This window comes from Cellvibrio sp. UBA7671 (assembly GCA_002483145.1).
Taxonomy (GTDB): domain Bacteria; phylum Pseudomonadota; class Gammaproteobacteria; order Pseudomonadales; family Cellvibrionaceae; genus Cellvibrio; species Cellvibrio fibrivorans.
In genome coordinates this window covers 88,792-106,050 of sequence record DLHJ01000012.1, presented here as the reverse complement: position 1 = coordinate 106,050, position 17,259 = coordinate 88,792, and the positions used below count along the sequence as shown (strand labels likewise).

Below are 17,259 nucleotides of genomic sequence, written 5' to 3'. Positions count from 1 at the left end.
CGTTTATTAAGGATGTAAAGATGCAAACATCACCATTGATTTGTTTGGTTGAAGATGAAGTTGATTTGGCAAAATTGATGGTGGAGTATCTGAACGCCAGCAACTTCCAAACAATTGTATTTAATCGCGGCGATGAAGCGCATCGCTGGTTGCAGCAAAATGAACCTGCATTAATTTTGTTGGATTTGATGTTGCCCGGTATGGATGGTTTGGAAATTTGTAAGCACCAGCGCCAACACTCGGCGGTGCCAATTATTATGATGACTGCCAAAGTAGAAGAAATTGACCGGTTATTGGGGCTTGAGTTGGGTGCGGACGATTATGTGTGCAAACCTTTTAGCGCGCGTGAAGTGGTCGCGCGCGTTAAGGCAGTGTTGCGCCGCAGCCTTCACACACCACAACATTCTGTTGTTTCAGCGCCGGTTGTTGTTGATGAGCAGAGCATGAGCCTGCGAGTTTTCAATCAGGTGGTTGAATTGACCAACGTGGAATTTCAATTATTTTCCCTGCTCTATTCCCAACCCGGCAGAATATTTTCCCGCCAGTATATCCTCGACAATATCTATCAGGACTACCGCATCGTGGGTGACAGGACAGTAGATGGGCACATCAAAAAATTGCGCAAAAAGCTCAACGATGCCAATGATCAGGTTGAGTTGATCCGCTCAGTCTACGGTGCCGGTTACAAATACGAAGCGCCCTAGCCGAGCAAACCAGCGCACCGCCCTACCCGCGCAAAAGACACAATTCATTCACAATTCACACATTTTGCTTCCTCATTTGAGGCCTACATTGGCACTTGTAGACCACAACCACAGAGGAACAAAGTTATGAAAAAGTTAATTATCACCGGTTTGATTGTTGGCAGTATCGCCTGTGCATCGTTTGTTGGTGCAAAAGATTGGAGCGGCGAAGCTAACTGGGGCAATGGCCATCAGCGTTTTGTTGCTGAGTTAAATCTGGATGCCGAACGTGCCGAAAAAATGTCGGCTATCCTCGACTCATACCGCGAAGTGCCCAAGCTCTACTTCACCAACCAAAGCGAAAAAATTCCGGAATTTCTTGCGCAAAAAGAAGCGGAATTAGCCGCGCTCTTAACGCCGGAAGAATTGAGGCAATTCAAACAGTCATTTGCTGAATGGGCCAAAACCAAAAAATTCGGCTTCATGACATTTTCATACAGCCAACCACAATCACTTCAGCAAGTTCCCGCATCACCACTGCCTGAATCCTTGCGGCAGGAAATCCGCAAGACCTTTGATAGCGAATTGATGCAACTGCGCCAGCAATTGCAGCAACAAACATTAAACGCGTAAACCTCTACTACTGCATCGTTTGGTGATTCATTACATACCGGGAGTAATGCCTCCCGGTCAGTCCACAGCCACATAAAAATTAAACGGTATTCATCATGTTCAATACCCTTACCCATTTCGCTACAAGACTTGCTCAATCGTTAACGCCACTGCAATGGTGGTGTATTGCCATAGTGTTGGTTGTCATCCGTCAGTTAACTCAGGTGTGGTTGGACGGGCTTTATGTTGATAGCCAATTTCCTGTCCCTTTTTATATTGGCCAAACCACCTTTAATGCGGAAGAACTCAAAGGCTATTACGCAGTGCTCATTAGCAAGGGAACACTGGAGGATTATTTTTGGGTACAGATGGCAGATTATCTGTTTATGGTGACGGTATTTGTGTCGTTTTTTGCGCTGATGACAGCGGTCTACCGCAGCTTGCCGAATGTGAAATGGCTAAAGGATTTGGCGTGGGTGATGGTATTTATCGCGCCGACAGCTGCATTGTTTGATGCGGTGGAAAATCTGGTTTCGTTCTTTTTTATCGCCGATTCACAAGGTTTTGCTGATTGGTTGGTGTATCCCTATTCCAGTTCTGCAGTAATTAAATTTGCCATTTTTATACTGGCCTACCTCTGGGCAATTGTCGGATTGTTAATCAGCGTGATTGGCTTTTTAGTGAGACGTTTCCAGTCCTAATTGATTGTCATCGCACAAATTACATTGAAAAATCCAGCTGGAAGATATTATGAACTTACGCACTATTTCCACCATTACCTTATCCGTTGCCTTTGCCGTATTGCTGATTACTGGCGTGCTTTTGTACGCAACACCTTACAATTATTTTGTCGGCTCACTGCATATCTGGGGCGCGGTGCTATTTCTGGTTTGCATTGTGTTGCACATTAAACACAATGCAAAAACTTACAAAAATCATATGCAAAAACGTCCGGGAAAATGGTCGATGGGTTTGGCGATTGCGGGCATAGTCCCGCTGGTGATGGGGCTGATTTTTAATTTGCCGCCGGTCTCATCGGTTGCGACCTTTGGTTACAACCTGAAAAAATCCGCTGAGCAGGATAAACGCGAATACACACTCATCGATTTAAGTGCTGATCCCGCTGCCCCAAAATTGCATGTGTTTTTTAAAGCAGGCCGAGAGTATCACTCTGCACCTCAAGAGCTATTTTTGAGTTTGACTTACACCAGCACGCCGCAAATTGTGGTGTGGATGGAAACGCTGGAAGGCAAATATATCGATACGCTGTACATCACTGGCAAAACGTCCGATTCCAGTTACCGCTCAAAAGATCCGGCGATTGATGTAGTGCGCCGTCCGGAGGCCTTGCCCTACTGGAGCCATAAACGTGGCATTAAATCGGTTGACGGACTTTACACCCCTGATCAACACAATTCGGATTTGGACGGCATCGCCGCCGCTACGCCGAAAGTGGATTATCAAGTCACTATGTCTGCACCGCGTATGGGGCGCTACAAATTAATGGTTGAGGTTAATCGCACCTATGATTTTAACGACTTCTACAGCAAGACCCGTTTTCCTGATGATGCAATTTATTCTGGTACAGGTTCATCAGGCCAGCCTTCGCTGATTTATGAATCGATTATTGATTCACAAAAACCGGGTCAGCATCTATTTAACCTGGTCGGCCATGGACATCATTCCGGTAGGGATGGTTCGCTTTACACCGAGCTGGATAATGTCACCACAGCAAAACAGATTCTGGAATTTATTGTGGCGAATGTGGAATAGAAAGCGACGTGCATACTGTAATTTCTACCGTACCTGTTGGGGAAAAATGCTGTCGTGCGATAGTCGATCAGAGGGCAACCGGGTATAGTATGAGGCGCCACAGGACATGATGAAGTGGCATTTTTAAATAATTGAAAACTAAGGATTATTACTAATGAAAAAATTGATTTCGTTAATAGCGTTGAGTTTTTGCGTATCTCTATCGGCTCATGCCAGCCTGATCAGCGACACCATAAACGGAGAAATCCAAAATGATTTTGGTGGAAATATTGATCAACAATTTTCATCAAACGCAGTTGTTGATAGCAATACCGAGTTTACGGGAACTTACACCGACGTATTTAATTCTATCTGGAATTTCAACGTGGATTTTGACAGCGACTCGCTAGTACTGAACATCATGGGCTCATCAGACTGGGCAAATGTTCGTATGAGCGATAGCGTCTATAGCGTATTGAAGTTTAGTTTTACTGATCTGGATTGGGGTGTTCCCGTTCAGAGCCTCGCGCTAACAGGCTATTCATGTGTATCTACGGGTTTCTCTTGTGATGTCAGAGAGCTGATAGGTGTGGATAACGTTAATATCCTCGATTTCACTAACAATGAAATCCTTATTGGACTTAACGGTCTCTACCACGGAGAAACATACAAGTTCACGATTAATGGGGGTCAAGTACCTGTCCCGGAATCATCGTCATTGTTGCTCCTTTTAGCAGGATTGTTTGCTGTGATGCTGAAGTGTTCGCTAATCAGAAAAAAATAATAATTTAGATCAGTTAGTCAAAAGCCCAGCCTTGCGCTGGGTTTTTTATGGGCGAAAACTCAATCGACCAGCGTGGTACAAAGGTAAAGATCTAAAAAGATAACAAGAAAATGATGTATAGAAACCGCCTAAGCGGTAGTATCGCTAATTAAATCAGATAATTAATAAGAGCGATTTATGAATACGTCCAAACTACTTCTGACGGTTACCCTAAGTGGATTAATAACGGCCTGCGGTGGAGGAGGTGGAGGGGGTGGCGGATCAACGCCAGCATCCAAAGCGGCTTCCTCAGCAGCTCCTGCCAGTAGTGTGGCGCCATCGTCGATGGGAGCTTCTTCCCTTGCTGCTTCATCAACTCCGGTTGCCAGTTCAATTGCATCAGTTGCCGCCAGTTCTGTCGCCAGCGGAGCGCCAACGATTAGTGCCTTTATTGTGGTAGATCAGTTTGGCTATCTGCCTGATGCGAAGAAAATCGCGGTAGTTCGCGATCCGCAAACCGGTTACGACGCGGCGCTCAGCTTTACTCCCGGTGCGACTTACCAGCTAATCAATCTGGATACCAACACGGTGGTGCTCAGTGGCAGCGCGGTGAGTTGGAAATCCGGTGCAACCTTTGAAGCCGCCGGCGATAGAGCCTGGTGGTTCGACTTCTCCAGCGTCACTACTCCAGGCACGTACGCGGTGGTGGATGTGGAAAAAAATGTGCGCTCACCCGGCTTTAAAATCGGGGCTGATATTTATAAACCCGTGCTGAAACACGCCATGCGCAGCTTCTTTTACCAGCGCGCCGGTTTTGCCAAACAAGCGCCGTTTGCCGAAACGGGTTGGACGGATGGCGCAAGCCACATAGGTGCGGGGCAAGATAAAAACGCGCGCCTGTTTAGTGACAAAAATAACGCCGCAACGGAAAAAGACTTATCCGGCGGTTGGTATGACGCGGGCGATTACAATAAGTACACCAATTGGCACGCCTATTATCTGGTCGCCCTGCTCCACGCCTATGCGGAAAACCCGACGGTGTGGACAGATGACTACAACATCCCCGAATCTGGCAATGGCATCCCCGATATTATCGACGAGATCAAATGGGGTTTTGATTGGCTGAAGAAAATGCAGAATGCCGATGGTTCTGTGTTGTCCATTCTCGGCCTTGCTCATGCCAGCCCGCCGTCTGCAGCGACCGGCCCCAGCTATTACGGCCCGGCCAGCACCTCAGCGACACTGACTAGCGCGGGTGCATTTGCGCTCGGCAGTAAAATCCTGACTAGTTTGGATAACCCTGAGCTGAATACTTACGCTGCTGATCTGAAATCCCGCGCCGAAAAAGCCTGGGTTTGGTCAGTGGCCAACCCCAATATCACCTTCCGCAATAACGAAGGCACATCGGCGGGCTTGGGGGCTGGCCAGCAGGAAGTTGATGATGCCGGGCGTGCAACGAAAAAAACCACCGCTGCGATCTACCTGTTTGCAGCGACCGGCGCTTCAACCTATCGCGACCATGTCGATGCCAATGCCAATAACGCGACCAATTGGGTAGATGTCTGGGGCGAGCCAGAGTTAACGGCCTGGCTCTATTACGCCAATTTACCGGACGCCACGAGCGCTATCGCCAACACCCTGAAAAGCCAATACCAGTCGGCGTTCAACGCCAATCACAATTGGCCTGCGGTGCGTAATGGCGAAGATCCCTATCGCGCCTATATCGGCACCAGCAACTTCACCTGGGGCAGCAACCGCACTATTTCGCGCAAGGGGCTGACGTTTAACAACCTGATCGATTACAACATCAGCGGCACAGATACCGCCGAAGTGCGCAACGCTGCAGTGGCTTACCTCAACTACATCCACGGTGTTAACCCGCAAGGCATGGTCTACCTGTCCAATATGTACAGCCTCGGTGTGCACCGCTCCGTCAACGAGTTCTACCACTCCTGGTTTACCAATGGCAGTGCGCTCTGGGATCGTGTTGGAAGCTCTACCTACGGTCCGGCGCCAGGGTTTTTAGTGGGCGGTCCCAACCCTTCTTACGATTGGGACGGCAATTGCACTTCGGGTAGCCCGAATGCCGGTTGTGGCGCTGCCGCGCCCAATCCACCCAAAGGCCAACCGGCGATGAAAGCCTATCTGGACTTTAATACAAGCTGGCCGCTCAATTCGTGGCAGATCACCGAGAACCATAACGACTATCAGGTCGCTTATATCCGCTTGTTGTCCAAGTTTGTGAATTGATTAATCTCCCGTCAGTTTACGGAGGGCATACCAATGCCCTCCAACTCCCCGCATAATCACTGCCCGGTATTTTGATTCTTTACTCAGGGCTGATGTGATAGAAACCAGTGTTATCTCCCATATAGATTTTTTTATCCGCTACGCCTGTATAGGTCAGTTGCTGCTATTGATCGCGTATCTTTTTTATAAACCCTATCGCACGCAATCTACTTTTCGCGCGCAGATTATTCCGTTGATGTTGGCGCTGGGTGTTGCTGCTTATTTATTGTTGACCGCGCCTTACTCACCGCGCCCACAGGGTTTTATTCGCAGCATTCTGTTGATGTTTACCCACACCATGCCAGTTTTTTTGTGGTTGTACGGCAAACAATTATTTGATGATGAATTCAATTTACAGCGCTGGCCGATTTTTGGAAAAGCAACCTTGGTGCTGTTGGCCTGTTTTTATATTTATGTTTTCTTGATTCGTGGCGGTGGCGGCTATCTCCAAATGGCAAGTCATGTCATTGCCTTGATATTTATTGTGCATCTTTTGGCAAGCGTGATGCTGACCTGGCGTAATGATTTGGTAGAGCAGCGGCGTGTTGCGCGTTTTTGGTTTGTATTGTTAGTCGGATTATTTTTTCTGATGTTAGATCTAGTTGAACTCAGTAATACCCGCTTGAATCGCCACCAGATTTTTATGTTGATGAACGCCTCTATTTGTTTGCTTGGCACTAGTGTGACGGCGGGGCTGTTATTTTTTCATGCGTTATCGATAAAACCAGAACCCGCATCCGTATCAGATACAACACAGGATGCACAGCGTTACTCACGTTTAGTCCTGCAAGAAAATGCACTTGCTAAAAAGTTGCACTGTTTTATTGACGATGCAGGTTACCTGCAACCCGATCTCACCATCAGCAAACTGGCCGAACAATTGGAATGCCCGGAACATCATCTGCGTAAACTGATCAACCAATTGCTGGGTTACACCAACTTCAACGCATTCCTGAATCACTACCGAATCGAGGCGGCGCGCAAACGCTTGGTGGAAACGTCATTACCGGTACTCACAATTGCGCTGGATATAGGTTTCGGCTCCATCGCCTCTTTTAATCGAGCGTTTAAAGACATTGTGGGCACTACGCCGACGGTTTATCGAACTACAGCGCAACAGTCGAATTCACCTGAATAATATTGAATATTGCTGGTCAATTTTAAAATTGATCAGCTTTTTTTGATTTTGCTAAGCCAATTTCCAAATCTTTCACCAAAGTGCGTGTTTTTGATAAACACACGATGGTGAAAAACAATGCGCAATATTTCCTACAAAAAAATCAGCCTGCTCGCCGGTGCGATGGCATTTATTTGGTTTGCCGCCCCGATTTACCAATTCCTTGCCTATGAAGGCAAGGTGCCTATGTGGTTCCCAGCCGATATAGCGGCACCGGATGCTTATCCTCAAACAACGGCATTTTCTGCTCATCCGCAAGCCACCGCCGCGTTGCAATTATTGGCGCAACATCGGGAAGAAATTCACGCACCGGCAATCTCCGCCGCAGTCGCGGTGGACGGAAAAATCGTTTGGACGGGTGCAGTGGGTTGGGAAAATATCGAACAACAAATACCTGCAACCGATAGAACACAATTCCGGATTGGCAGCACGTCTAAAGCAGTGACGGCAACGCTACTAGCCAAATTGTTTCAAGATGGAAAAATCGAATTGGATAAACCCATCGCACATTACGCTCCTAATCTGCCCAATCCGCACTGGAATAAAATTACACCGCGGCAACTGGCATCCCACTCCAGCGGTTTACCGGATTATTTGGATAACTATGGCGATCTGTGGGGAATGTATTATTTATTCAAGCTCGATAAACGCTACACATCCGTGCGTGAATCGTTGGAAGTGTTTGATGATACAGCGCTGCTATTTACACCGGGCAGCCAATTTCACTACACCAGTTTCAACACGGTATTGCAGAGTGTGGTGCTTGAGGCTGTTGTGCGAGAGCCGTTTCTTAGCGCCATGCGTCACCATATTTTTACGCCGCTGGGCATGGATTCCACCGGCGCTGAATACGAGCTTTCGCAACCCAATTCTCTGGCGACCTTCTACTGGAATAGAGATGGCAAACACTCCGCATTTCGCGTGTGGCAAACGGTCGATTTAAGCCATAGGCTCGCGGGCGGGGGATTCATCTCCACACCTTCCGATATGGCCAAGCTGGGATCAGCCTGGCTGAATGATGACTTTATCGCACCGAAAACCCGCGCGCTTTTCTGGCAACCCCAATCATTATCAGATGGCTCAATCAATCCGCAAAAGTATGCGCTCGGTTGGCGTTGGGCAGAGTATGACGATGGCAAAGGGATCATCAAAAATGCCAATCACGGCGGTGTTTCGCGTGGTAGCCAAAGTTGGCTGATGGTAATTCCGGAGCGAAATATGGTGGTTGCCGTCATGATCAACGCCAATGTCGAAGAATTCTGGGATTTTGGGCAGGTGGGCATGCCCTTGGCACGCCTGTTCTTCTAGCGCCAAGTTGCTTTTTTAACCAAATAAACCTTGCCAATAAGTTTCGAAAGGCTACAATAACTTTCATAACGAAACTTATTGGCGATTCAATAATGACCAAACGAAACACCCAACAGCGCCGCCGAGCGATTATAGATCTGTTAAATGCCAGTGGCGAAGTCAGTGTCGAGACCCTCGCCGAGCAATTTTCTACTTCAGAAGTCACTATTCGTAAGGATTTGGCCGCATTGGAGTCCAATGGTTTGCTCTTGCGTCGTTACGGTGGCGCGGTTCCAGTTCCCCAAGAGTTGATGAGCGATCCAATCGAAAAAGTTTCGGTTCGTAAGCAATCCATCGCCAAGGCCGCCGCGCAACTGATCCGCGACCACAACCGCATCATCCTCGACAGCGGCAGCTCCACCACCTCGGCGCTACTTCCAGAGTTATCGCACAAGCAGGGGCTGGTGGTAATGACTAACTCCCTCAGCATCGCCAACGCCCTGCGCGAGCTGGAAAACGAACCCACGATTTTGATGACCGGCGGTACCTGGGACCCGAAATCTGAAGGCTTTCAAGGCCAACTCGCCGAGCAGATCCTGCGCTCCTACAACTTCGACCAATTTTTTATCGGTGCCGATGGTTTGGATCTGGAGCGCGGCACCACCACCTTCAACGAACTTTATAGTCTCAGCCGTGTAATGGCGGACGTTGCACGCGAAGTGATTGTGATGGCCGAGTCCGACAAGATCGGCCGCAAAATTCACAACCTGGAATTACCCTGGTCGGCGATAAAAGTGCTCGTCACTGATGATGGCATTGATGCAAAAGATAAACAGAAAATTGAACAACAGGGTGTGCAAGTGATTTGCGCATCCGCAGGATAATTTTTAACAGGGAGTCGTCATCCTCGCGTAGCGGGGATCCAGCTTTTATAAATATGAATCGATTAGCTGCGCTGCTCTAAGGCTCCCGCATGCGGGAATGACAGCAAGAAAAACTACTACTTAAAAAACAAAATATTTTTACTACTACTAAAGCTCAAGGAGTTAATTATGTGTGGAATTGTCGGCGCAGTAGCGCAACGTGATGTGGTGGATATTCTGGTGGAAGGATTACGCCGCCTTGAATATCGTGGGTATGACTCTGCCGGTGTGGCAGTGGTAAACAGCAGCGGCGAATTACAACGTGTACGTCGCTTGGGAAAAGTAAAAGAACTATCCGATGCAGTCAAAGCGGAGCCAACACCCGGAGGAACGGGCATTGCGCATACGCGGTGGGCAACCCATGGCGAGCCGAGCGAGCGCAATGCGCATCCGCATATTTCCAGAGAACATATCGCAGTAGTACACAACGGTATTATTGAAAACCACGCAAATTTACGTCGCCTTTTACAAGAAGAGGGTTACGTATTTACTTCCGATACCGACACCGAAGTGATCGCGCATTTGGTGCAAAAAGAATTAAAAACTACCGATAGTTTATTAGCAGCAGTGCAAAAAACCGTAAAACAATTGCACGGCGCTTATGGCACTGTGTTGATGGACAAAAACGATGCATCGCGTTTAGTGGTTGCGCGTTCCGGTAGCCCGTTAGTGATTGGCTTGGGCATCGGCGAAAATTTTATCGCGTCTGATCAGTTAGCGCTTTTGCCAGTAACACGCCGCTTTATCTTTTTGGAAGAAGGCGATGTAGCCGAAATTACCCGCACGACAATTAGCATTTTTGATAAAGATGGCCAAGCCGTTGAGCGCCAGATTCACGAATCTACCGCGAGTTACGATGCGGGCGACAAAGGCCAATACCGTCATTTCATGCTCAAGGAAATTTACGAACAACCTAACGCGGTACTGAATACGCTGGAAGGTCGTTTGAGTAACGAATCAGTGATGGACGAAACCTTCGGCAATGGCGCCACTGATTTATTCAAAAAAGTAAAACACATCCAAATCGTCGCTTGCGGCACCAGCTATCACTCCGCAATGGTTGCGCGCTACTGGCTGGAAACCTTTTCCGGCATTTCCTGCAACGTCGAAATTGCCAGCGAATTCCGCTACCGCAAATCCTTCGTACAACCTAACAGCATGGTAGTCACTATCAGCCAGTCCGGTGAAACTGCCGACACGCTTGCGGCGCTGCGTTTAGCAAAAGAACTAGGTTATTTAGGCAGCTTGAGTATTTGCAACGTGGCCGGCTCATCATTGGTGCGCGAATCAGATTTAGCATTTATGACCCGCGCCGGTGCCGAAATTGGTGTTGCATCCACCAAAGCGTTCACCACGCAATTGGTTGGTTTGGCGATGCTGGTATTAGCGATTGGAAAATACAACGGCCTTTCAACTGAACAACAAAAAGAAATGGTCAGTGCGTTAAAAAACCTTCCGGCAAAATTGGAAGAGTCATTAGCACTCGCACCAAAAATCGAAGCGCTCGCTGAAGAATTTGCCGATAAACACCACGCACTCTTTTTAGGCCGCGGTGATCAATATCCCATCGCAATGGAAGGCGCGCTGAAATTAAAAGAAATTTCCTACATCCACGCTGAAGCCTATGCCGCCGGTGAATTAAAACACGGCCCATTGGCATTGATTGATGCGCACATGCCGATCATCGTTGTTGCACCCAATAACGACTTGTTGGAAAAATTAAAATCCAACGTAGAAGAAGTGCGTGCGCGCGGCGGCATCTTGTATGTCTTTGCCGATGAAGATGCAAAATTCGAATCGGACGCAACCATGCGCGTCATCAACGTCCCTCATATTCACCCCTGGTTGGCACCGATTCTCTACACCTTGCCGTTACAGTTGCTGAGTTACTACGTTGCGATTATCAAGGGTACAGATGTGGATCAGCCGAGAAACCTGGCCAAGTCGGTGACGGTCGAATAGGCTGATAACTGGTAAATCGGCAATTTGCCATATACAATTAGGCAAATTGCCGTTTCTCGTTTGAGGGCTCTATGCAACACAGCGAATTTACTCCCGAAAAAGCCAGTAAAGGCGTATCTGCCCGTGTAATGGCGCGGGTGGGTTCCATTCTCCATATTGGTCTTAAGACCCCGTTGGATGTCGTGCGGGTCAGTCGCGAGGGTATTGTCACCTCGGCGGTAGATTTGCTCGTCGATCAGGGGTTTAACCGGCGCGACCTGGATTGGATCATTCCGCTGCGCACCCTCACTCATCGCCGTGAAAAAGGCCAAAAACTGACGACCGATGAAACCGAGCGCTGGTTGCGAGCGGCAAAAATTTCGGCTTTGGCACAAGAGGTATTAGGCGCAGACAAAGCCATGGCGTGGCTAAACAAACCGCGCAAGATATTTGATGGTTTGTCAGCCATGGAGCTGATAAAAACCGAGCCGGGTGCGAGTTTGGTTGAAGAAACCCTTATCCAATTAGATGAAGGCTACTTCGCCTAGTTGAGGCTTTAAGGGAACCGTTATGCCATGAAGTTATGGAGAATCAGCAACTACTCCGATCTACAGGGAAAAGGTGGCCTGAAAGCGTCCGGCCGTTGGCACAATCGCGGCATTCCTATTGTCTATTTATCGGAAAGCCCGGCACTGGCGATGTTGGAAGTGTTGGTGCATTTTGAGTTGGATCTCAGTGAAATCCCCGCTAGCTATCAACTGCTGGAAGTGGACTACAACCAGCGCACCGGTATGTCTCATCTGCACAAAAACGCCCTGCCTGACGATTGGCAAGATGATCGCGAACTCACGCGTGCGATTGGCGATGAATGGTTAACGGGCAGCAGCTCGCTGTTATTGCGCGTGCCCAGCGCGGTAGTGCCGCACAGCTTCAACTATCTGTTTAATCCACGTCATGTCGCTGCTGCCAATGCAGAAATTATTAGTGCTAGACAGTATCCGTTTGATCAACGACTGTTAATCTAAATTACGGTTCAGTTTTACTTTGTACCCGCTTTCACGATTGGACTTCTCCCATGGCCGACCTTTCCCTTACTCAGCTCATCCTCGTTTTACTGATCTTCGTCTGGAGCGGATTTGTACGCACCGGTTTGGGGTTTGGTGGAGCGATGATGGCGTTGCCGCTGTTGTTGCTGGTGGATAATCGCCCGCTGGTGTATTTGCCAATTATCGCGGTACATTTATTAATTTTTTCGACGCTGACGGTGTGGCAAAACAATCGTAAACGCGCAGCTACGGATGAAAAAAAGTCATCGACAGTGGATTGGGTTTATCTGAAAAAATCCCTGAAAATAATGATTATCCCCAAGCTGATTGGTGTGGCCGGTTTGTTGACGATTCCGGCGAATATTATGAGTGCGATTATTTTTGTGATTATTTCGGTGTATTCCATCACTTATATTTTGAATAAACCTTTTAAGAGTTCACATCCGGTGAGCGATGGTATTTTTCTGTCGCTCGGCGCTTACATTAGTGGCACCTCATTGATTGGTGCGCCGCTGATTATGACGGTCTATATGGTGCATGTCGCGCGTGAAAAATTGCGCGATACCCTGTTTGTCCTCTGGTTTATTTTGGTGAGTATCAAGATGGTGGCGTTTTTAATTGCCGGGGTGGATCTGCAGTTGCAAGCGCATGTGTGGTTGTTACCCGCGACAGCCATTGGCCACTATTTTGGTTTGAAATTTCACGCACGACTGGTGAGTGCTGATCCGGTGATTTTTTATCGGGTGATCGGTAGTGCACTATTGTTTGTCAGCGCGTTTGGTTTATTTTCTGTTTACAGGTAAACGTCTTTTCATACTTATCCCTCTTCAAATTTGTGCAAGATTCAATGCAAAAAATAATTAAAAAATATCGCCTTAAACGAAAAATTTTAAAAATAAAATTGTAAATGGTTACATCGACAATATGCATATGGTTTATTTGACAATATCAAAAAGCAGATGTATACCGTGCACTTCGGAATCACCGCGCCAATTTACACAATAATCACAAGCAGTATGGCGCCCGGAAAGAACGCCTGTTCGCAATGAACAGGAGAAGCCTTCCAACAGCCCTCCTCCTTTATCGGTGGTATAGGTTGAGAGGCGTATCGGAGATTAATAATGAAATTAACGACAATCGGCAAGAGTGTCGCTACGGCACTGACTTGCGCAGCAGCCTTGTATGCGACAAGCGCCAGCGCACAAACCCTGACAGCAAACTCAACGGGAACCAATAACGGTTTTTACTATACCTTCTGGAAAGATTCCGGCGATGCCTCCATGGGCCTACAAGCCGCTGGCCGCTATACCTCGCAGTGGACCAACAGTACCAACAACTGGGTAGGTGGTAAGGGCTGGAATCCGGGTAACAGCACCAGAGTTATCAGCTATTCAGGCAATTTTGGGGTCGATAACAGCCAAAACTCGTATCTTGCGTTTTATGGCTGGACCAGAAGCCCACTGATTGAATATTACGTGATTGAAAGTTACGGTTCGTACAACCCGGCCTCCTGCTCGGGTGGTACCGACTACGGCAGCTTCCAAAGCGATGGCGCGACTTACAATGTGCGTCGCTGCTTGCGTACCCAACAACCATCGATTGATGGTACCCAGACCTTCTATCAATACTTCAGTGTGCGTAATCCCAAGAAGGGCTTTGGTGCAATCTCCGGCACCATTACCTTTGCCAATCACGCAAACTTTTGGGCGAGCAAAGGTCTGGCACTGGGTAATCACGATTATCAGGTGTTGGCGACCGAGGGCTATCAAAGCCGCGGCAGTTCGGATATCACCGTAAGCCAAGGCACCGTTACTACCAGTAGTACACCGGCCAGCTCTACTCCGGCGGTTTCGAGCAGTTCAGTGGCTAGCTCAACTCCCAGCGTTAGCGGCGGCGTTACCGTTCGCGCGCGCGGTGTGGCGGGCGGCGAGCACATTAACTTGCGTATTGGTGGCGCTACGGTAGCCAGTTGGGACCTGACCACCAGCTTCCAGGATCTGACTTATGCCGGCACGGCTGCGGGCGATATCCAGGTGCAGTTTGATAATGACGGCGGCAGCCGCGACGTAGTGGTGGACTATATCCGCGTCAACGGCGAAACCCGTCAGGCGGAGGATATGACCTACAACACGGGTTATTACGCTAACGGTTCATGTGGTGGTGGCGGCAATTCCGAGTTGATGCATTGCAACGGCGTGATAGGTTTTGGTTTCACCTACGACTGCTTCAGTGGCAGCTGTTCCGGTGGCAGCACTGGTGGTGGCACCAGCAGTTCCGGCGGTGGTGCTGGCTCCAGTAGCAGCGCGAACAACTGTTCTGGCTATGTGGGCATTACCTTCGACGACGGTCCTACCGCCAATACTCCCACTTTGGTTAACCTGCTGAAGCAAAACAACCTGACTCCGGTTACCTGGTTCAATCAGGGCAATAATGTTGTCGCTAATGCTAACTTCATGGCGCAGCAGTTAAGTGTCGGCGAAGTACATAACCACAGCTACAGCCATCCGCAGATGGGCAGCATGAGTTACCAGCAGATTTACGATGAGCTGAACCGCGCCAATCAGGCGATTCAAAATGCGGGTGCGCCCAAACCAACCTTGTTCCGTCCGCCCTACGGCACGGTCAATTCCACCATTCAACAAGCTGCCCAGGCATTGGGTTTGCGGGTAATTACCTGGGATGTGGACTCACAAGACTGGAACGGCGCCACCGCGTCTGCAATCGCTAGCGCGGCAAATCGCCTGCAAAATGGTCAGGTAATATTGATGCACGACGGCAGCTACACCAACACCAATGCGGCTATCGCCCAAATCGCCTCCAGCCTGCGCGCTAAAGGCTTGTGCCCGGGCCGCATTGATGCGAGTACCGGTCGTGCAGTGGCACCATCTGGCGGTACAGCAAGCAGTACGCCTGCTGTTTCAAGCAGCAGCCGCAGTAGTACTCCGGCGGTCAGCAGCAGTAGCCGCAGCAGCACACCCGCATCCAGCAGTCGCGCCAGCAGCAGTATTGCCACCGGCGGCGCCTGCCAATGCAACTGGTGGGGCACTCGGTACCCAATCTGCACCGCTACAGCGAGTGGTTGGGGCTGGGAGAACAACAGAAACTGTATCACCACCAGCACCTGCAATAGCCAGGGCACTGGCGGCGGTGGGGTAGTATGTAATTAATCCTATCGGATAGGATTTAAAAATCAAAAGGCCAAAAAGGAATTCCTTTTTGGCCTTTTGATTTTGGAAACTAGGTTTGTGGAAATGATACTTGAAAGGCTATTGTTGAGACGATCGCTGAATGCCTTTTTCATCTATGCGAACGCACCACTTAACATGAGATGACCAATCAGTGCTCGTATTCATTTCTACCTTGCCACTGGCAATCAAAGGATCAGGCATACCACTTTCGTCGCAATCATCCATATAAACATCAATTTCTAATCCCTCAAATAATTGTACGATATTGCCTTCGCTGTCTAATTTTTTGTCTTCTTTAGAAAGCAGGCATAAGTTGTCATCAAGCATTTCATTAAAATCCACGTATAACTTTGCTCGTTTCATAGATCTCTCCCTTTTTTAAAGCTGATTTTTTGTTCTATTACTTTTTTTTGTTCGGGTTGGGGATTGTTGGTGTAAACAACGTTTCCAATTTTGCTCCTGTCAAACCATTAATCGTTGCATGGTTCGGATTTTTTGCATGTCCATCATGTACTAGTTCTCCACCAGCTGCTGTTACGGCAGAACTGTCCGCGACGCCTACTTGTCCATTTTTAAAAAAACCGCAAAGCGTATTCCGGTCCACCCCATCTTTACTTTGCGTGGACACACCACTTAGTTTTCCTTCGTCGCCCACAGATACTCCAGAACCTTTTACAAATTGATCTTCCAAGCAGGTTCCACCGCGCACAACATCATACAACTGAGCAGTCCCTTTTCCTGAGGGAATGTCTACAAAAGTATTAACTTTCTTCAATTTTAACTGAGCAGCCTTAGCCCCCATCACATCCGCTTCTGTTTCCAAACTCACATCGTCATTCACGGATGTGCCTTTCATTTGCGTCGTGGGTTTTACACGGCCCTGTGCTTGTTGCACAACGTGCCAGGCTTCGTGGGGCAAATGTTGTTCCTGGCCGGGGGCGACGTGGATGTCGCTGCCCTGCGCGTAGGCGTGTGCGTTTAATTGCGCTGGTTTGCTGGAGTTGTAGTGGACTTTTACGTTGTCCAAACTCATACCGGAGAGGGATTCAATACCGCTTTTGAGTTGATTGGGTAGGCCAGTGTTATTGGGTTTTTCTTCGCGTTGGGCGATAGCCTGTGAACTTATGTCTGTTGAAAATTTTCCCTGCAATAGTTCTTCCTCGGCAGCTAATTGCGCGGTCGCAAATTTACCTTGCAGTGGTTCTTCTTCCTCGACACCTGCGCGCTGGGCGGTTGCAAATTTTCCCTGTAATAACTCCTCTTCTTCGGCCCGCTGTACAGTTTCAAATTTGCCTTGTAGCGGTTCTTCATCCTCCACTCCCGCGCGCTGTGCAGTTTCAAATTTACCCTGCAGCAATTCCTCTTCTTCAGCGCGTTGTACTGGTGCAAATTTTCCTTGTAAGGGTTCTTCCTCTTCAACACCTGCACGTTGCGCCGTTGCGAACTTGGCCTGTGCTGTGTGCATCATCTGCTGCTGCTGTAACTGAACACCGGTGGATACGCGCTGGTCAGTAAAGGCCGGTGCGGTTTGTTTTGCGGCAGCATCTTCCGCTGCCTGGTTTTCGCGTGCCGTTTGTTTACTGGTGTAAGCCATGGTT

Annotated in this window: 16 protein-coding genes; 14 read left to right on the top strand and 2 right to left on the bottom strand. The window is 48.6% G+C overall.

Annotation, left to right across the window (positions count from 1 at the left end; translation table 11 throughout):
- Nucleotides 1–20 precede the first annotated feature (20 nt).
- The 14 genes from B4E62_RS08870 to B4E62_RS08805 all read left to right on the top strand — a co-directional run bounded on the left by B4E62_RS08870 (nt 21) and on the right by B4E62_RS08805 (nt 15,640).
- On the top strand, nt 21–704 hold the full coding sequence (locus B4E62_RS08870) for a response regulator (protein WP_310069201.1): 684 nt from the start codon (nt 21–23) through the stop codon (nt 702–704).
- A gap of 126 nt (nt 705–830) precedes the next feature.
- Nucleotides 831–1,316 (top strand): hypothetical protein, encoded by a 486-nt coding sequence (locus B4E62_RS08865; RefSeq protein WP_331351808.1) that lies wholly within the window; start codon nt 831–833, stop codon nt 1,314–1,316.
- 95 nt (nt 1,317–1,411) lie between these two features.
- On the top strand, nt 1,412–1,996 hold the full coding sequence (locus B4E62_RS08860; RefSeq protein WP_331351807.1) for a hypothetical protein: 585 nt from the start codon (nt 1,412–1,414) through the stop codon (nt 1,994–1,996).
- Between the two features lie 49 nt (nt 1,997–2,045).
- The gene (locus tag B4E62_RS08855) at nt 2,046–3,068 is read left to right on the top strand and encodes a DUF4405 domain-containing protein (RefSeq protein WP_310069210.1); all 1,023 of its coding nucleotides are present in this window, start codon (nt 2,046–2,048) and stop codon (nt 3,066–3,068) included.
- Between the two features lie 154 nt (nt 3,069–3,222).
- On the top strand, nt 3,223–3,831 hold the full coding sequence (locus B4E62_RS08850) for a PEP-CTERM sorting domain-containing protein (protein WP_310069212.1): 609 nt from the start codon (nt 3,223–3,225) through the stop codon (nt 3,829–3,831).
- Nucleotides 3,832–4,008: 177 nt separating this feature from the next.
- Entirely contained in the window at nt 4,009–6,060 is a 2,052-nt protein-coding gene (locus tag B4E62_RS08845) for a glycoside hydrolase family 9 protein (RefSeq protein ID WP_331351806.1), read from the top strand.
- Nucleotides 6,061–6,154: 94 nt separating this feature from the next.
- Nucleotides 6,155–7,237, top strand: a complete 1,083-nt coding sequence (locus B4E62_RS08840; protein ID WP_331351805.1) for a helix-turn-helix transcriptional regulator — start codon at nt 6,155–6,157, stop codon at nt 7,235–7,237.
- A 117-nt stretch (nt 7,238–7,354) separates the two neighbouring features.
- Nucleotides 7,355–8,584 carry a serine hydrolase domain-containing protein gene (locus tag B4E62_RS08835; protein ID WP_331351804.1) on the top strand — a complete coding sequence of 410 codons (1,230 nt, stop codon included), beginning with the start codon at nt 7,355–7,357 and terminating at the stop codon, nt 8,582–8,584.
- Between the two features lie 92 nt (nt 8,585–8,676).
- Nucleotides 8,677–9,447 carry a DeoR/GlpR family DNA-binding transcription regulator gene (locus B4E62_RS08830; protein ID WP_331351803.1) on the top strand — a complete coding sequence of 257 codons (771 nt, stop codon included), beginning with the start codon at nt 8,677–8,679 and terminating at the stop codon, nt 9,445–9,447.
- A 168-nt stretch (nt 9,448–9,615) separates the two neighbouring features.
- The gene (gene glmS, locus B4E62_RS08825) at nt 9,616–11,448 is read left to right on the top strand and encodes a glutamine--fructose-6-phosphate transaminase (isomerizing) (RefSeq protein ID WP_331351802.1); all 1,833 of its coding nucleotides are present in this window, start codon (nt 9,616–9,618) and stop codon (nt 11,446–11,448) included.
- 71 nt (nt 11,449–11,519) lie between these two features.
- Nucleotides 11,520–11,975: an antitoxin Xre/MbcA/ParS toxin-binding domain-containing protein gene (locus B4E62_RS08820; protein WP_331351801.1), complete on the top strand. Its 456-nt coding sequence runs from the start codon at nt 11,520–11,522 to the stop codon at nt 11,973–11,975.
- A gap of 27 nt (nt 11,976–12,002) precedes the next feature.
- On the top strand, nt 12,003–12,452 hold the full coding sequence (locus tag B4E62_RS08815) for an RES family NAD+ phosphorylase (RefSeq protein WP_331351800.1): 450 nt from the start codon (nt 12,003–12,005) through the stop codon (nt 12,450–12,452).
- A gap of 50 nt (nt 12,453–12,502) precedes the next feature.
- Nucleotides 12,503–13,276, top strand: a complete 774-nt coding sequence (locus tag B4E62_RS08810) for a TSUP family transporter (RefSeq protein WP_331351799.1) — start codon at nt 12,503–12,505, stop codon at nt 13,274–13,276.
- Between the two features lie 318 nt (nt 13,277–13,594).
- Nucleotides 13,595–15,640, top strand: coding sequence for a glycoside hydrolase family 11 protein (locus B4E62_RS08805; RefSeq protein ID WP_310069230.1), 2,046 nt, complete (start codon nt 13,595–13,597; stop codon nt 15,638–15,640).
- A 99-nt stretch (nt 15,641–15,739) separates the two neighbouring features.
- Here the strand turns inward: B4E62_RS08805 and B4E62_RS08800 are convergent, their stop codons facing one another.
- Complete coding sequence (locus B4E62_RS08800) at nt 15,740–16,024, bottom strand: hypothetical protein (RefSeq protein ID WP_310069233.1); 285 nt, start codon at nt 16,022–16,024, stop codon at nt 15,740–15,742.
- 37 nt (nt 16,025–16,061) lie between these two features.
- Nucleotides 16,062–17,255: a DUF4157 domain-containing protein gene (locus B4E62_RS08795; protein ID WP_331351798.1), complete on the bottom strand. Its 1,194-nt coding sequence runs from the start codon at nt 17,253–17,255 to the stop codon at nt 16,062–16,064.
- Nucleotides 17,256–17,259 lie beyond the last annotated feature (4 nt).